The following is a 17,590-nucleotide window of genomic DNA, read 5'->3' on the forward strand; positions in this document are numbered from 1 at the left end:
TCGGAGAAGGCGGCCCCTGATGTCAGGGGCCGCCTTCTTGTCGTTCTGATGCTACTCGGCTCAGGCGGCCGGCTTGTCCCATATGGCCACGTAGCGCCACAGGAGCCGTCGCCTGAGCCGGACGCCGGGCAACAGGCGCCGGGCCTCCTCGCTCACTTCGCCCCAGCACATCGTCGTGTCCTCCATGGGCATGCCGACAGGCCCGCGTTTCCCGCCGTTCCGTCGCGCCAGGAACAGGCTCACGGGAAGCCCGCAGCCGCTGATCACCCAGTCCAGGAACGTCCGGTTGCACGCCAGGCCGACGATCACCAGCCGACCTCCGGGTGCGAGCAGACTCACCAGCCGTCGCACGGCCTGCTCGAACTCCGTGTGGTGGACGACGGCGACCGCGCTGACAAAGTCGTATGTGCCTTCGTCGAGTGCGGTGTCGTCGAGGTAGTCCGCCTCCACGAAGGTAACGTTCTCCGGGAGGTCCGCGCGGCCGAGCCGGATCATCTGCGGCGAGCGGTCCACCCCCGTCACCGACTCGGCCCTGCTCGCCAGTTTGCGGACGAGCAGGCCGTCACCGCAGCCGACGTCCAGGGCGGTGCGGCAGCCTTCGGGCACCGCGTCGACCACCACGGGGTGGTAGTGGACGTTGTGGTTCCAGTACGGGTCGGTCATCCAGCGCTCCCCGGTCGCCTCCGCCTCAGACGAAGCTTCTCGTCGGCAGCGGCTTGCCGTACCAGAGCTCGATCAGTCGGGCCGCGATCGAGATGCCGTACGGGGGCAGCACCTCTTCGGACTCGAAGGCCGCGCGCAGTTCCTCGCGGGAGAACCAGCGGGCCTCGTGGATCTCGTCGCCGTCGACGTTGATGTCGGTCGAGGTGGCGCGGGCCATGAAGCCCAGCATGAGGCTGGACGGGAAGGGCCAGGGCTGGCTGGCGACGTACTCGACGTGGCCGACGGTGATACCGGCCTCCTCGAAGACCTCGCGGCGCACCGACTGCTCGATGGACTCACCGGGCTCCACGAAGCCGGCGAGCGTCGAGAAGCGTCCCTCGGGCCAGTGGACCTGGCGCCCGAGCAGGATGCGGTCCTCCTCGTCGGTGACGGCCATGATCACGGCGGGGTCGGTGCGCGGGTAGTGCTCCGCGCCGCAGGCCGGGCAGCGGCGGATGTGGCCGGCCGCGGCGATCACCGTGCGCTCGCCGCAGCGGGAGCAGAAGCGGTGCAGGCGCTGCCAGTTCTCCAGGGCGACCGCATGCACCATCAGGCCCGCGTCCCGGGGCGACAGCAGCAGGCCCGCCTCGCGCAGGCCCGCGGGCCGCGCCGACTGGTCGATACGGCCCGGCAGGGCGTCCTTCTGGAGGGCGAAGTAGCTGACGCCGTCGTCGTCGGTGCCCAGGAAGTAACGGTGTGCCTCGGTGAGGGGCGCCTCGAAGGACGGGGTCATGACGAGTTCGGTTCTGCCCTCGGGCGTCTCGTCGATGAGGGCCTGGCCGCCGGAGACCACGAAGCAGCGGGTGGTGGGGTGGCTCCACGCCGCGGCGAGCCAGGCCTCGTCGAGCCGGTGGTGGGCGGCTCGGTCGATGCCGCTCGGGGCGGTGAGCGAGATGGGTCGATCGGCTGTGTGGTCGGTCCAGGTGGTCACGGGTGCTTCCAACTCCCCCGGCAATGCGGATTGTTTCGGCGGGCGGTTCAGCGGGACGTAGGGCAGGAGGCGACCGGGTCCGGCGGGGACGGGGTGTGCGGGGCGGTTCTTCCAGTGTGCCCCGCGCGGGTCGCCGTTCCGGATCGCGCGAGTTCGTCAGGGCGCATGGCGCCAGGTGTCGGCGAGGTCTCCCCACAGGTGGGCGGTGGCTTCGACGCCCTTCATGAGGAGGTCGAGTTCGACCTTCTCGTTCGGGGCGTGCCAGCCGTCGGAGGGGACGGAGATGCCCAGGAAGAGGACGGGTGCCCCGAGGACTTCCTGGAGGTCGGCGGCCGGTCCCGAGCCGCCCTCGCGGGTGAAGCGGACCGGTTTCTCGAAGGCGCGCGTCATGGCGCGGACGACGGACCGCAGGGCCGGGTGGTCCAGAGGCGTCAGGCACGGGCGCGTGGCCGCGCTGAACGTGATCTCCTGGCGGATTCCGTCCGGCACCTGCCTGCCGGCCCAGTCGCGGACGGCCTTCTCGATGTGGTCGGGGTCCTGGCCGGCGACCAGCCTGAACGACAGCTTCACCATCGCCGAGGACGGAATGATCGTCTTGCTGCCCGGGCCCTGGTAGCCGCCGCCGATGCCGTTGACCTCGGCGGTGGGGCGGGCCCAGATCCGCTCCAGGGTGGTGTGCCCGGCCTCTCCGTGGGTGGCGTACGACTTGGCGGTGCGCAGCCATTCCTGCTCGTCGAAGGGCAGCTCGGCGAAGAACTCCCGCTCCTGGTCAGTGAGTTCGACGATGCCGTCGTAGAAGCCGGGGACCGCCACGCGTGCGTGCTCGTCGTGCAGTGCGGCGACGAGGCGGGCGGCGGCGGTCGCCGGGTTCGGCACGGCGCCGCCGAAGGAGCCGGAGTGGATGTCCTGGTCGGGGCCGTGCAGCCGGATCTCGCACTCGGCGAGGCCGCGCATCCCGGTGCACACCGTGGGGGTGTGCTCGGACCACATCCCGGTGTCGGAGACGATCACGGCGTCGGCGGCGAGCCGGTCGGCGTGCTCTTCGACGAGGGCCCGGAAGTGCGGGGAGCCGGACTCCTCCTCGCCCTCGACGAGCAGCTTCAGATGGACGGCCGGGGTGGTGCGGCCGGTCGCGGCGAGGTGGGCGCGGACGCCGAGTGTGTGGAAGAACACCTGGCCCTTGTCGTCGGCCGCCCCGCGCGCGTAGAGGCGGTTCTCGCGGACGACGGGTTCGAAGGGCTCGCTGTCCCAGCCGTCCTCGCGGGCGGCGGGCTGAACGTCGTGATGGCCGTAGACGAGGACCGTGGGCGCCTCGGGGTCGTCGCAGGGCCACTCGGCGAAGACGGCGGGGGCGCCCTGGGTCGGCCAGATTTCGGCGGTCGGGAAGCCTGTCTCCCGGAGTGTGGCGGCGAGCCAGTCCGCGCTGCGTCGGACGTCGGGCGCGTGGTCGGGCTGCGCCGACACGGACGGGATGCGCAGCCACTCGACGAGGTCGTCGAGGAAGGCTGCGCGGTGCTGCTCGATGTACGTGCGGACCGCGCTGACGGCACTGTCAACGGTGTGGCTCATGGTCACGAGCCTATCGGCCCGCACTGACATCCTCGGTGGGCGGTTCCTCACAGTTTGCTTGCGCGCCCGGCTCCTCCAGCAGCAGCCGCTCCAGTGCGGCCCGGTCCGGGAGGCCCTCCGGCCGGACGACCTCGCCGCCGCGCACGTACAGGAACGCGGCCGTCACCGTCTCCAAGGGCACGCCCTGCCGCTCGGCCCAGGCCACCCGGTAGATCGCGAGCTGGAGCGGGTCCGCGTCGCGGGTACGGCTGGTCTTCCAGTCGAGGATCTCGTACGTCGCCCCGTCGCCGTCGCCCTCCTTGTAGACGGCGTCGATACGGCCCCGTACGACGCGGCCGGCGATCGCGAGCTGGAACGGGGTCTCGACGCGGTAGGGCGTGCGCCGCGCGTACTCCGTGCGTTCGAAGGCGTCCTTGAGGGCCTCCAGATCGCGTTCGTCGGCGATCTCCGCGTCGCTGCCCGGCAGTTCCTCCGGCTCCAGCATGGGCAGGGTCAGCTCTTCGAAGCGCGACTCCACCCACGCGTGGAAGCGGGTGCCTCGGCGTGCGGCGGGTTGCGGTGGACGTGGCAGAGGGCGCGCGAGTTCCTGCGCGAGCCCGTCCGGGTCGGCGGCCAGGCGCAGCAGTTGGGTGGCGGTCAGGGAGGCCGGCAGGGGTACGTCGGTGACGCTCTGGCGGGCGCGCAGGAGTTCACCGGTGAGCGCGTCGAGGTCGCGGTCCCAGGAGGCGATGGCGCGGGCCTCTTCGGGGGTGAGGCGGGTGCCGGGCGGCTCCGTGGGGTGTGGGCGTGCGCCTCCTGGCGCACGGGAGTGTTGGGCGGGGTGCGGGGCCGTCGCCTGATGCGGGAGGGTCGGGCGGTCCGTGGTCGTCCGGGCGTCCCAGTCGGGGTCGTCCTCCGGGAGGCCGTCTTCGGGTTCGCGGGGGGATTCCCCGTACGGAGGCTCGTCGTAAGGACGATCGTCGTAGGGAGGTTCCTCGTAAGGCGGTTCCTCGTAGGGAGGTTCCTCGTCCTCCGGTGGTGGGGGCCAGTCCGGGTCGTCGTGGGTGTTGGGGTCGTGGGTGGCCGCGGGGTGGCTCTCGTCGTGGGAGGCGAGGTGCTCCAGGTGGTCCAGGACCATCTTGGCGGCCTTGTGGCGATGAGCCATCGCCACGTCGTCGAGGGGCAGCGGCCAGGCCTGGTCGGCGGTGGCCGTGTGCAGGGCGGGGTTCTCCTCGTCGTCCTCGGGCCGGTCCGCCCAGGCCTCGATCTCGCCGTGTCCGGCCGTGCAGTGGTCGTACAGGGCCATGAGGAAGTCGGAGGGGCCGCGGGGCTTCTTCTGGGTGGGCCCCCACCAGTGGCCGGAACCGAGCAGCAGGGAACGGGGGCGGGTGAAGGTGACGTAGCCGAGGCGGAGTTCCTCGCTGTGCTGGTGGTCCTTCATGGCCTCGTGGAAGGCCTTCAGCCCTCTGGAGTCCCAGGACGTGACGTCGGGGAGGGTCGCGGTGTCGCCGCGCAGCGCGTGCGGCAGAACCTTGCCCTGGGCGGTCCACTTCTCGCGGCCCTGGCCGCTGGGGAAGGTCCCGGTGACCAGGCCGGGGACGGCCACGACGTCCCACTCCAGGCCCTTGGACTTGTGCGCGGTGAGGACCTTGACGGTGTTCTCGCCGCCGGGCAGCGCGTTGTCGAGGCCCTTCTCGTACTGGGCGGCGGTGCGCAGGAAGCCGAGGAAGGCGAGCAGGGTCGCCTCGCCGTCGCCGGCGGCGAAGGAGGCGGCGACGTCCAGGAAGTTCGACAGGGTCTCGCGGCGGCGGGCGGCCAGGGCGTGCGGGGACGCAGCCAGTTCGACCTCCAGCCCGGTGACGGCCAGGACGCGGTGCAGGACGTCCATCAGGGGGTCGGACAGGGAGCGGCGCAGATCGCGCAGTTCGGTGGCCAGGCGGGCGAAGCGCACGCGCGCGTCCGGCGAGAAGGGCAGCCCGTCGTCGTCCCTGTCGCCGTCGGCGCCGTACAGGGGTGTCTCCAGGAACGTGTCGAGGGCGTCGGCGAGCGATATCACCTCGGAGGGGTCGACCCCCTCGACGGCCTCGGCGAGCCGGCGGTCCGGGTCCTCGTCGGCACCCACGCGCGTGTGCGCCACCAGGAGCCGGGCCCGTCGTCCCAGGAGGGCGAGGTCGCGTGGGCCGATGCGCCAGCGCGGGCCGGTCAGCAGGCGGACCAGGGAGGCGTTGGCGCCGGGGTCCTGGAGGACTTCGCAGACGGCGACGAGGTCGGCGACCTCGGGGAGGTGCAGCAGCCCGGAGAGACCGACCACCTCGACGGGGATGTCGCGGGCCACCAGGGCGCCCTGGATCTCGGCGAAGTCGGTGGCCGTACGGCACAGGACGGCGATCTCGCCGGGCTCCTTCCCGGTCCGTACGAGGTGGGCGACGGAGTCGGCGAGCCAGTCGATCTCCTCGGCGTGGGTGGGCAGCAGCGCGCAGCGGACCATGCCGTCGCGCTCGGCCCCGGGGGCCGGGCGAAGGGCCTCCACGCCCGCGTGCATGGCGCGCAGGGGTTCCGCGAGGCCGTTGGCGAGGTCGAGGAGGCGTCCGCCGCTGCGGCGGTTCTCGCTCAGCGACTGGCGGGCTCCGAGGCTGCCGTCCGCCTGCGCGAAGTGCTCCGGGAAGTCGTCGAGGTTGGCGACGGACGCGCCGCGCCAGCCGTAGATCGCCTGGCAGGGGTCACCGACCGCGGTCACCGGGTGTCCGGTGCCGGCGCCGAACAAGCCTGCCAGGAGGATGCGTTGGGCGACCGAGGTGTCCTGGTACTCGTCGAGCAGCACCACCCGGAACTCGTCGCGCAGGATGTCGCCGACTTCGGGGCGGGTGCGCGCCAGGGTCGCGGAGAGGGCGATCTGGTCGCCGAAGTCCAGCAGGTCGCGCTCGCGCTTGGCGGCCCGGTAGCGGCTCACCAGCTCGGTGAGGTCGCGGCGGGCGGCGGCCGCCTCGGGGACCTTGCGCAGCTCTGCGTTGCTGAGCTTGACGCCCTCCAGCCGGCGCAGGAGATCGGCGTCGTAGGCGCGCAACTCCTCGGGGCGTACGAGGTGTTCGGCCAGCTCGGCGTCGAGGGTGAGGAGGTCGCTGACGAGGTCCGGGAAGGAGCGGGTGAGTGCCGGATAGGGGCCGGGGGCTTCGCGCAGTACGCGCGCGGCGAGCTGGAACCGGGTGGCGTCGGCGAGCAGACGGGAGGTCGGTTCGAGGCCGATGCGCAGCCCGTGGTCGGTCAGCAGGCGGCCCGCGAAGGCGTGGTACGTCGAGATCACCGGCTCGCCCGGGGGGTTGTCCGGGTCGATGACGTCGGGGTCGGTGACGCCCGCCTTGATCAGCGCCTTGCGGACGCGCTCGGCGAGTTCACCGGCGGCCTTGTTGGTGAAGGTCAGGCCGAGGACCTGCTCGGGGGCGACCTGTCCGGTGCCGACCAGCCACACCACGCGGGCCGCCATCACCGTGGTCTTGCCCGACCCGGCTCCGGCCACGATCACCTGCGGGGCGGGCGGCGCGATGATGCAGGCCGTCTGCTCCGGGGTGAAGGGGATGCCGAGGAGCTCCTTGAGCTGATCGGGAGCGGTGATACGGGCGGCCATGTCGGAGAGGCTAGCGGCGGCCACTGACAGTCGAGGACCAATTGCCCTCAGGGGAAGGAGAAGGGCAGGTCAGCACATGTGGTGCGATGGGTCACGCGCGTCACTCGACCACGTGCCGGCCCTCGGGCCGCGCGCTGCACGAGGCCCGGAACGCGCAGTGCGCGCAGTGCTGACCGGCCGTGGGCGTGAACCGTTCGTCGAGGACCTTGCCCGCGGCCGTGGCCAGCAGTTCACCGGCCCACTCCCCCTCCAGGGGCTCTTGGGCCTGCACCTTGGGCAGTGTCTCGCCGCCGTCGCGCTGGGCGGCGCCCTGACGCAGTTGGATGAGTTCGGCGCCACCCGGTTCGGGGCGGACTCCGTCGAACGCCTCGTCCACGGCGCCTTCACGGACGGCCAGTTGATAGACGGCGAGTTGAGGGTGGCGCTCCACCTCGCGGGCGGTCGGTGTCTGCTTGCCGGTCTTGAAGTCGACGACGTAGGCGCGTCCGTCGCCGTCCGCCTCGACGCGGTCCATGGAGCCGCGGATGCGCACTTCGTAGTCGCCCGCTTCGAGGGTCACGTCGAAGTCGTGCTCACTGGCGACCGGTGTGCGGCCGGTGCGGACGCCGTTGGAGTTGACGTGCCACTTCAGGAAGCGTTCGAGCGCCACGCGCGCGTTGCCCTTCTCCTGCTCCGACTTCCAGGGCGCGTCGAAGGCGAGCGCGTTCCACACGGTGTCGAGGCGCTCCATGAGGACGGCGAGGTCCGCCGGTGTACGTCCGGAGGCGACCTCGTCGGCGAGGACGTGCACCACGTTCCCGAAGCCCTGGGCGGCGGTCGCGGGCGCGTCGGCCTTCACCTCGCGGCCCAGGAACCATTGCAGGGCACAGGTGTTGGCGAGCTGGTCGAGGGCGCTTCCGGAGAGCACGACGGGCTGGTCGCGGTCGCGCAGCGGCACCTTGCTCTCGGTCGGCTCGAACATGCCCCACCAGCGGTACGGATGCGCGGACGGGACCAGCGGGCGGCCGTCCTCGTCGGCGAGCGCGGCCAGCCGGGCGAGGCGGCGCGCGGCGGCCTCCCTGAGGGTGTGGGACACGCGTGGGTCGACAGTCGTGGCGCGCAGTTCGGCGACCAGTGCGGCGACCGACAACGGGCGGCGCGGGCGGCCGGTGACGTCCTTGGGCTCGACGCCGAGTTCCGTGAGGAAGCGGGACGGCTGGTCGCCGTCGTCCGCGGGGGCCTTCACCGCGGTGACGACGAGGCGTTCACGCGCGCGTGTGGCGGCGACGTAGAACAGGCGGCGTTCCTCGGCCAGCAGGGCACCCGGGGTGAGCGGTTCGGCGAGTCCGTCGCGGCCGATGCGGTCGGCCTCCAGGAGTGAGCCGCGTCGGCGCAGGTCCGGCCACAGGCCCTCCTGGACGCCTGCCACGACGACCAGGCGCCACTCCAGGCCCTTGGAGCGGTGCGCGGTCATCAGGCGTACGGCGTCGGGGCGTACGGCACGCCGGGTGAGGGTGTCGGCGGCGATGTCCTCGGCGTCGATCTCCTCCAGGAAGTTGAGGGCGCCCCGGCCGCCGGTGCGCTCCTCCGCGCGGGCCGCGGTCGCGAACAGCGCGCAGACGGCGTCCAGGTCGCGGTCCGCGTTGCGCCCGGCCGCGCCGCCACGCCGGGCTGACCGCTCCAGGCGCCCGGGCCAGGGTGTGCCCTGCCAGAGGTCCCACAGCGCCTCCTCGGCCGTACCGCCGCCCGCCAGACGCTCCCGCGCCTTGCGCAGCAGCGCGCCCAGGCGCTGGGCGCCACGCGCGTACGTGGGGTCGTGCGCGACCAGCCGCTCCGGCTCGGCGAGGGCTCGCGCGAGCAGCTCGTCCGAGGGCGGCGGCACGGGGTTGCCCCCGGCCCGCTCCTCCTCGCGCAGCGCCCGGCCCAGGCGACGCAGATCGGCGGCGTCCATGGCGGCGAGGGGGGAGGCGAGCAGAGTGAGGGCGGTCTCGGTGTCGAGCCATGAGGTGTCCGGGGCGGGCTCTTCGGAGGCGGCGTCGGGGGCGGGCTCCCCGGAGGAGGTGTCCGTGAGGCTCTCGTCGGACCGGGCGTCCGTAAGGCTTCCGTCGGGCGCCGTGCCAGTGAGGCTCTCCTCGGGCGCCGTTTCAGTGAGTCTTTCGTCGGACACGGCGCCGGTGAAGCTCTCGTCGGACCGGGCGTCGGTAAGGCTTCCGTCGGGCGCCGTGCCAGTGAGGCTCTCCTCGGGCGCCGTGCCAGTGAGGCTCTCCTCGGACGCAGTGCCAGTGAGTCTTTCGTCGGACACTGCGTCCGTGAGGATCGCTTCGGACGCGACATCCGTGAGACTCGCTTCGGACGCGTCGTCCATGGGACTCGCTTCGGCCCTGCCGGAGGCGGATGCGTCCGCCACGGCCGGGGCGCCCGCGGACGACTCCGCGACCGCCACCGCCCGCAAGGCCGTCAGCAGCGGTGCCACCGCCGGTTCGTGGCGCAGGGGCAGGTCGTCGCCGTCGATGTCCAGGGGGACGCCGGCCGCCGTGAGGGCGCGGCGGACCGTGGGGATCGTCCGGGAGCCGGCCCGCACCAGGACGGCCATGTCGCTCCAGGGGACGCCGTCCTCCAGGTGTGCCCTGCGGAGGATATCGGCGATGTTGTCCAGTTCCGTACCTGGGGTCGGGTACGTGTACACCTCGACGCGTCCGCCGTCCCGCACCGGGGACAGCTCGCGGTGGGCGCGCACCTTCTGCGCCGGGAGCCGAGTCAGGGGCATGCGCTGGGTCAGCAGCCGAGTGGCGGTCAGCAGGGCGGCGCCGGAGCGGCGAGAGGTCCGGAGCACCTCCACGGGGGCCGGATCGCCGCCCGCGCGCGGGAAGGCGCTCGGGAACTCCAGGATGCCGTTCACGTCGGCGCCCCGGAATGTGTAGATCGACTGGTCGGGGTCACCGAAGGCGACCAGGGTGCGCCCGCCGCCGGCGAGGGCGTGCAGCAGTCGCACCTGGGCCGGGTCGGTGTCCTGGTACTCGTCCACGAACACGGCGTCGTACTGCGCGGCGAGTCGCTCGGCGACCTCGGGGCGGTGGGCGAGGAGCACCGCGCGGTGGACCAGTTCCGCGTAGTCGAGCACTCCTTGGAGGTCGAGTACGTCGAGGTACTCGGCGAGGAAGGCGGCGGCGGCGCGCCAGTCGGGGCGGCCGATGCGACGGGCGAACGCATCCAGGGCGTCGGGGGCGAGGCCCAGTTCGCGGCTGCGGGCGAGGACCGCGCGGACCTCGTCGGCGAAGCCGCGGGTGGTGAGGCAGGCCCGTAGTTCGTCCGGCCAGCGCACATGGGCGAGTCCTAGCCGCTCCAGGTCGGGCTGACCGGCGAGCAGTTCGCGTACGGCGACGTCCTGTTCGGGGCCGGAGAGGAGCCGTAGGGGCTCGACGAACAGGTCGCTGTCCTGGTGGGCGCGGACCAGGGCGTAGCAGAACGAGTGGAAGGTGGTCGCCCGGGGCGCGCGGGCGGCCCCGATGCGCAGCGCCATGCGGTCGCGCAGTTCGACGGCCGCCTTGCGGCTGAACGTCAGCACGAGGATCCGCGCGGGGTCACCTCCCCGGGCGATACGGGCCGCGACGGACTCCACGAGGGTGGTGGTCTTGCCGGTGCCCGGACCTGCGAGGACCAGCAGCGGACCGGTCTGGTGGTCAACCACCGAGCGCTGTGGCGCGTCCAGACGAGGGGGAACTGGTCGCTCCGGCGGGGTACGCACCAGTCGGTAAGCGCCACGGTTCCCCTGTCGCACCTGGGGGTGCGACAAGTGCCTGGTGGAGGAAGAGGAGCTCACGTGGTTCGCCGGTCCTGGTGGGTGTGCTGGTTGCCCGACCACCGTGCGTGGAGGGCGGTGGTCGCGGGGTGAGGGGGACAGGTGCAGCCGACGCTACGCCGACGGGTCGTAGGGAAGCAGGGCTTCCGCTTGTTCCCGCACGGCTCACGCGACCCTCGCCCCTCGAACGTACGGCATGCGACGGATGTGCCGGGTTTCCCCCGTACGGGCCACGGGTCGCCCCGGGGGCCGTCCGATGGCGGAAGCTGTCAGGTGTGACCGTCCGCGCGCTCGCCGCCGTCCCATCGCGCCCGTTTCATGTCGATGCGGGGCAGGTGTCCCTCGGCGGCCCTGCTCGCCTCCTTCAGGGGGGTGCCCTCGGCGCGGTAGTGATCGAGCGCCCGCAGTTCGTGGCCGGGGAGCAGCACGCCGTCCGCGCGGACGACCCGCCACCACGGGACGGCTCCGCCGTAGAGGGCCATCACGCGCCCGACCTGGCGCGGCCCGCCCTCCTCCAGCCACTCCGCGACGTCCCCGTACGTCATGACGTGCGCGGGAGGAATCCGTTCGGCCACGTCGAGGACCCGCTCCGCGTACTCGGGCAGCGCGTCGTCGTGGTGCGGGCCGGTGTCGTCCGGAAGGCTCTCCTCGCTCATCCGCCCCATCCTGCCGCACCCCACCGACAATGCGACGCGCTGGCGACTGTGCGTATCCCTCGCCCCGGAGCGGCGCGTGGGGCAGACTGTGCGCCCCCGCATTTGCACCCTGATGCCCCCGTGTGTCGGTGGGGCATGCCACCATCGTGCGGGCGGTGACCGGTGATACGAGATCAAGAAGAGTCGATGAAGCAGCAGGGTGTGCACCCCGAAGACGCGGAGGGTACCTCTGACGCCGCGTCGCGCCCGGACACCGCCGCCGAGAACGACGCGAGCGAGCAGGACCCCGAGACGGGGCCCGCCCGGACGCCCGCGCCCGGCCTCGACGACTGCGGTGACGAACAGCACGCCGAGGAGGTCGAGGGCGACGAACCGCTGCTCCCCGCGCGCGTGCACCGCCCTTCGGATCTCATGCGCCTCCTGGTGGGCTTTCTCGCGATCGTCGTACTGCTCGCGATCGCCGCGTTCGCGCACGGCACGACCTCGGGGCTCGAACAGGACATCAACAAGGGCACCGGGCAGGCCCCCGATCTGTTGATCAAGATCGCGGGACTGGCGTCCAGCATCGCCATCCTGCTGGTGCCGGTCGCCTTCGCGATCGAGCGGCTGATCAAGCGGGACGGGCTGCGCATCGCCGACGGCGTACTCGCGGCGGTCCTCGCGCACGGAGTGACACTCGCCACGGACCTGTGGGTCGCCAAGGCCGCCCCGGGCTCCATCCAGGAGGCGCTCACTCAGCCCTCCCCGGGCGACATTCACGCCCTCACCGACCCGGTGCACGGCTATCTGGCGCCCGTCATCGCCTATATGACGGCGGTGGGCATGTCCCGGCGGCCGCGCTGGCGCTCCGTGCTGTGGATCGTCCTGCTGCTCGACGCCTTCTCGATGCTGGTCACCGGCTACACGACGCCGTTCTCGATCATCCTGACGGTGCTCATCGGCTGGACCGTGGCCTACGGGACGCTGTACGCGGTGGGCTCGCCGAACGTCCGTCCGACCGGGCGGACACTGATGGCGGGCCTGCGGACGGTCGGCTTCCGTCCGGTGGGCGCGGCCCGCGAGGAGGCCGTCGACACGGAGAACGGTGACCGTGGCCGACGCTACTTCGTGACCCTGGAGGACGGCCCGCCACTGGACGTCACCGTGGTCGACCGGGAGCAGCAGGCACAGGGGTTCTTCTACCGCGCGTGGCGCAACCTGACGCTGCGCGGCTTCGCGACCCGCAGCAGCCTTCAGTCGCTGCGCCAGGCGCTGGAGCAGGAGGCCCTGCTCGCGTACGCGGCGATCGCGGCCGGGGCCAACGCACCGAAGCTGATCGCCACCTCGGAGCTCGGCCCCGACGCCGTCATGCTCGTCTACGAGCACACCGGCGGGCGCACTCTGGACTCGCTCGCGGACGAGGAGATCACCGACGATCTGCTGCGCCTGACCTGGCACCAGGTACAGGCACTGCAGTCGCGGCGCATCGCCCACCGCAGGCTCGCCGGTGACGCGATTCTGGTGGATCGTTCCGGCAAGGTGATCCTCACGGATCTGCGCGGCGGCGAGATCGCGGCCGGTGAGCTGCTGCTGCGCATGGACGTCGCCCAATTGGTGACGACGATCGGCCTCCGGGTGGGCGCCCAGCGCGCGGTGGCCTCGGCGGTCGGCGTCCTCGGCCCCGACGCCGTCGCCGACTGTCTGCCCATGCTCCAGCCCATCGCGCTGTCGCGCTCCACGCGCGCGACACTGCGCCGGCTGTCCCGGGAGCGGGCCCAGCGGGAGCGCGAGGCGATCCTGGAGGCGTCCCGGCAGACCAGACAGGCCCACACGGAGGCGGTCTCGGAGGGCTCCACTCCGGTCCTGGAGAAGCCCGACAAGAAGACCGACAAGAAGCCCGACAAGAAGGCCGTACGCGCGGAGCAGCGGGCCGAGAAACGGGCCATCGACGAGGCGCTGGACGAGGCCCGCGAGGAGGATCTGCTCACCCAGATCCGCCACCAGGTGCTGTTGATCAGACCGCAGGCGCCGGTCGAACCGGCCCGTCTGGAGCGGGTGCGGCCGCGCACGCTGATCAGTTTCATCGCCGGTGCGATCGGCGCGTACTTCCTGCTGACGCAGCTCACGCACATCGAGTTCGGCCCGCTCGTCGCCAACGCCCAGTGGGGCTGGGTCGCCGCGGCCGTCATGTTCTCGGCGGTGAGCTACTTCGCGGCGGCGATGTCCCTCCTGGGGTTCGTGCCGGAGCGGGTTCCGTTCCTGCGGACCGTGGCGGCGCAGGTCGCCGGATCGTTCGTGAAGATCGTGGCACCGGCCGCGGTCGGCGGTGTCGCCCTGAACACGCGCTTCCTCCAGCGTGCCGGGGTGCGGCCCGGACTCGCGGTGGCGAGTGTCGGCGCGTCCCAGTTGTTCGGGCTGGGCTGCCACATCCTGATGCTGCTGTCGTTCGGCTATCTGACCGGCACCGAGAAGACACCGTCCCTGTCGCCGTCCCGGACGGTCATCGCCGGTCTGCTGACGGTGGCGGTGCTCGTGCTCGTGGTGACCTCGGTGCCCTTCCTGCGGAAGTTCCTCGTCACGCGCGTGCGGTCGCTGTTCGCGGGCGTCATCCCGCGCATGCTCGACGTGCTCCAGCGGCCGCAGAAGCTGGTCACCGGCATCGGCGGCATGCTGCTGCTGACGGCCTGCTTCGTGATGTGCCTGGACGCGTCGATCCGGGCGTTCGGCGACCAGTCGACGTCGCTCAGCCTGGCCAGCGTCGCCGTCGTCTTCCTCGCCGGCAACGCGCTCGGCTCCGCGGCCCCGACCCCGGGCGGTGTGGGCGCGGTCGAGGCCAGCCTCACCCTCGGTCTGATCGCCGTCGGCCTGCCCAAGGAGGTCGCCGCTCCGGCGGTGCTCCTGTACCGGCTGCTGACGCTGTGGATTCCGGTGCTGCCGGGCTGGCTGTTCTTCAACCACCTGTCCCGCAAGGGCTCCCTGTAGAGCACCGATACGTACACACGTAGGGCACGCACGCGTGTGTACCTCGTACGGACCGCGCCCCGAGCGCACCGCCCCGCCCGACCCCAGGATGGGGTCATGGCGAACCCTTCCCGGCTGCGTGCCGCCGCCCTGACCGCCGCCGTCGCCCTGCTGTCCGCCACGCTGACGGGCTGCGGCGGCGACTCCAAGGACCAGGATCCGACGGCCCAGAAGCTGAGCTGGAAGGACTGCCCGGCGCCGTCCGAGTCGGAGGGCGGCGGCGCCGCGCCGTCGCCGCTGCCGAACGGCGGCACGTGGCAATGCGCCACCATGAAGGCGCCGCTCGACTGGAGCAAACCCAAGGGCGACACGATCGGGCTCGCGCTGATCCGGGCGAAGGCCAGCGGCACCGCGAGCAAGCGGATCGGGTCGCTCGTCTTCAACTTCGGCGGCCCCGGCGGTTCGGGCGTCACCACGCTGCCCGCGTTCGGCGCGGACTACGCGACCCTGCGCACCCGCTACGACCTGGTGAGCTTCGATCCGCGCGGTGTCGGCCGCAGCGCCGGCGTCACGTGCGAGAGCGACTCCCAGCTCGACCAGTACTTCCAGCAGGACGCCACACCGGACGACGCGGCCGAGCGCACCAAGCTCCTGGCCAACACCAAGCAGTTCAACGCGGCCTGCGAGAAGAACTCCAAGAAGATGCTCCCCCAGGTGCGCACCACCGACGCGGCCCGCGACATGGACCTGATGCGCCAGGTCCTGGGCGACGACAAGCTGCACTACTTCGGCATCTCCTACGGCACCGAACTCGGCGGCGTCTACGCCCACTTGTTCCCGAAGCACGTGGGACGCGCCGTCTTCGACGCGGTCGTCGACCCCACCCAGAGCTCCGAACAGGGCTCCCTGGGGCAGGCCAAGGGCTTCCAGCTCGCACTCGACAACTTCGCCGACGACTGCACGTCGAAGACGACGGACTGCCCGGTCGGCGACACCGCGCAGGACGTCAAGGACCGCATCGCCAAGCTGCTCAAGAGCCTCGACAGCAAGACGATCCCGGGTGTCTTCCCCCGCCGGCTGACCCAGACGGCGGCGACCAACGGAATCGCGCAGGCCCTGTACTCCAAGGACTTCTGGGCGTACCTCACCGAGGGACTCGAACAGGCCTATGCCGGCGACGGCAAGGTCCTCATGCTGCTGTCCGACTCGATGAACGGACGCAGCGAGAACGGCGAGTACAGCAACATCACCGCGGCCAACGTCGCCATCAACTGCGCCGACGACAAGCCGCGGTACACCGCCGACTATGTGCAGCGGAAACTGCCCGAGTTCCGGGCCGCCTCCCCCTTGTTCGGCGACTTCCTCGCCTGGGGCATGGTCAGTTGCACCGACTGGGCCGTGGCGGGCGCCGCCGACCATCCCGACGTGAGCGCGAAAGGGTCGGTGCCGATCCTCGTCGTGGGCAACACCGGCGACCCGGCCACGCCGTACGAGGGCGCGCGGAAGATGGTGGACGCGCTCGGCAAGGGCGTCGCGGTCGAGCTGACGTACAAGGGCCAGGGACACGGGGCGTACGACAGCAAGAACAAGTGCGTGCAGAGCGCGGTGAACGGCTATCTGCTGAACGGAAAAATCCCGGCGACCGGCACCGTCTGCTCCTGACCCCAATCACGGAACCCGGACATAACCGCAGGTCAGAACGTTATCCACAGGCTGCCGCGGGCTCGGCTCGCGCCGCCTACTATGGCCTGACCGCCATCCGCGGCGTGACGCGGACGGCCTGCGATGGGGGAAGCACATGGCGCGATTCGTACGGTGGACGGCCCTGATGGCCGCTGCCGCACTGCTGACGGCCGGCTGTAGCGGCGGCTCGTCCGACGACGGCAAGGGCGGCGCGGGGACGGGCGCCGCGACACCGTCGACGGCAGACTCCACTTCTACGTCCACCACGGCCGCGTTGCCCGCCTCGCTGACCGCGCAGAAGCTCGACTGGGGTCGCTGCAAGGCCACCGGGGACTCGGCCGCGCCGAGCAGTGACTGGCAGTGCGCGACGCTCAAGGTGCCGCTGGACTGGGCGAAGCCGGACGGTTCCACGATCGGGCTCGCGCTGATCCGCTCCAGGTCGACCGGCGGGGACCGCATCGGCTCGCTGCTGTTCAACTTCGGCGGCCCCGGCGGCTCGGGCGTCGACTACATGCCGGCGTACTCCGCCGCCGTGTCCGCGCTGCACGAGCGCTACGACCTGGTGAGCTGGGATCCGCGTGGAGTCGGCGCCAGCGAGGGCGTCCGCTGCCGCAGCGACAAGGCGATCCAGGCCACCGAGGACGTGGACGCCACGCCGGACACACCCACCGAGGAGACGGCGTACTTCCAGGACGCCACCGACTTCGGCAAGGGCTGCGAGAAGGCGGCAGGGAAGCTGATGTCACATGTGTCGACGACCGACACCGCCCGCGACATGGACCTGATGCGCCAGGTCCTGGGCGACGACAAGCTGCACTACTTCGGCATCTCGTACGGCACCGAACTCGGCGGTGTGTACGCCCACTTGTTCCCGAAGAAGGTGGGACGGCTGATCCTGGACGCGGTCGTCGACCCGAGCGCCGACTCGGTGGGCCACGCGCTGAACCAGACCCGGGGCTTCCAGCGCGCCCTCGACGACTACCTCAAGTCGACGGGACAGGACCCCACGCAGGGCTCGAAGAAGATCGCGGCCCTGCTGAAGCGGCTGGACGCCAAGCCGCTGGCGACCTCGTCCGGGCGGAAGCTGACCCAGACCCTCGCCCTGACCGGCATCGTCCTCCCGCTGTACAGCAAGGAGAGCTGGCCCACCCTGACCAGCGCCCTGGACTCCGCCGAGGGGGGCGACGGTTCGGAGCTGCTGGCGCTCGCCGACGGCTACAACGACCGTGACAGCACGGGGCACTACGGCACGACGACCCATTCGCAACGGGTCATATCGTGCCTGGACGACAAGCAGCGGCCGACGCCCGAGCAGACGCGGAAGCTGCTGCCCGAGTTCGAGAAGATCTCCCCGGTGTTCGGCGACTTCATGGGCTGGGACACGGCCGGGTGGTGTCACGACTGGCCGGTGGCCGGGCAGTACGACACCCCGGAGGTCAGTGCGTCCGGTGCGGCGCCGGTCCTGGTGGTCGGCAACACCGGGGACCCGGCGACGCCGTACGAGGGCGCCCGCAAGATGGCCGACGAGCTGGGCAAGGGCGTCGGTGTGGAGCTGACCTGGAAGGGCGAGGGGCACGGGGCGTACGGCAGCGGGAGCGACTGCGTCGACTCGACGGTGGACGCGTATCTGCTGAAGGGGACGGTGCCCAAGGACGGCAAGGTCTGCGCCTCGTAGCGCGAACGCCCGCCCGGGCGACGCAAACCCGGGCAGCGGAAAGGGGCCCGGCACC

The 17,590-nt window shown here is 71.8% G+C and carries 9 protein-coding genes; 3 read left to right on the forward strand and 6 right to left on the reverse strand.

Annotation, left to right across the window (positions count from 1 at the left end; translation table 11 throughout):
* Nucleotides 1-60 precede the first annotated feature (60 nt).
* The 6 genes from ABZT04_RS21025 to ABZT04_RS21050 all read right to left on the reverse strand — a co-directional run bounded on the left by ABZT04_RS21025 (nt 61) and on the right by ABZT04_RS21050 (nt 11,237).
* Nucleotides 61-663, reverse strand: coding sequence for a class I SAM-dependent methyltransferase (locus ABZT04_RS21025; protein ID WP_356058242.1), 603 nt, complete (start codon nt 661-663; stop codon nt 61-63).
* A 25-nt stretch (nt 664-688) separates the two neighbouring features.
* Entirely contained in the window at nt 689-1,633 is a 945-nt protein-coding gene (gene nudC, locus ABZT04_RS21030; RefSeq protein ID WP_356058244.1) for an NAD(+) diphosphatase, read from the reverse strand.
* A 156-nt stretch (nt 1,634-1,789) separates the two neighbouring features.
* Nucleotides 1,790-3,202 carry a dipeptidase gene (locus tag ABZT04_RS21035; protein WP_356058245.1) on the reverse strand — a complete coding sequence of 471 codons (1,413 nt, stop codon included), beginning with the start codon at nt 3,200-3,202 and terminating at the stop codon, nt 1,790-1,792.
* Between the two features lie 10 nt (nt 3,203-3,212).
* A complete protein-coding gene (locus tag ABZT04_RS21040; protein ID WP_356058247.1) occupies nt 3,213-6,803 on the reverse strand; it encodes a UvrD-helicase domain-containing protein in 3,591 nt (1,196 codons plus the stop codon).
* A 100-nt stretch (nt 6,804-6,903) separates the two neighbouring features.
* Nucleotides 6,904-10,602 (reverse strand): UvrD-helicase domain-containing protein, encoded by a 3,699-nt coding sequence (locus tag ABZT04_RS21045; protein WP_356058249.1) that lies wholly within the window; start codon nt 10,600-10,602, stop codon nt 6,904-6,906.
* Between the two features lie 248 nt (nt 10,603-10,850).
* The gene (locus tag ABZT04_RS21050) at nt 10,851-11,237 is read right to left on the reverse strand and encodes an MGMT family protein (protein ID WP_356058250.1); all 387 of its coding nucleotides are present in this window, start codon (nt 11,235-11,237) and stop codon (nt 10,851-10,853) included.
* Between the two features lie 186 nt (nt 11,238-11,423).
* Between ABZT04_RS21050 and ABZT04_RS21055 the strand changes: the two genes are divergently transcribed.
* From ABZT04_RS21055 to ABZT04_RS21065, 3 genes are all read left to right on the forward strand, one after another.
* Nucleotides 11,424-14,198 carry a lysylphosphatidylglycerol synthase transmembrane domain-containing protein gene (locus tag ABZT04_RS21055; protein ID WP_356058252.1) on the forward strand — a complete coding sequence of 925 codons (2,775 nt, stop codon included), beginning with the start codon at nt 11,424-11,426 and terminating at the stop codon, nt 14,196-14,198.
* Between the two features lie 96 nt (nt 14,199-14,294).
* Nucleotides 14,295-15,839, forward strand: a complete 1,545-nt coding sequence (locus ABZT04_RS21060) for an alpha/beta hydrolase (RefSeq protein WP_356058254.1) — start codon at nt 14,295-14,297, stop codon at nt 15,837-15,839.
* Between the two features lie 136 nt (nt 15,840-15,975).
* Nucleotides 15,976-17,535 carry an alpha/beta hydrolase gene (locus ABZT04_RS21065; RefSeq protein ID WP_356058255.1) on the forward strand — a complete coding sequence of 520 codons (1,560 nt, stop codon included), beginning with the start codon at nt 15,976-15,978 and terminating at the stop codon, nt 17,533-17,535.
* Nucleotides 17,536-17,590 lie beyond the last annotated feature (55 nt).

Origin of the sequence: Streptomyces sp. NPDC005492, from assembly GCF_040605995.1 — a bacterium.
Lineage (GTDB): Bacteria > Actinomycetota > Actinomycetes > Streptomycetales > Streptomycetaceae > Streptomyces.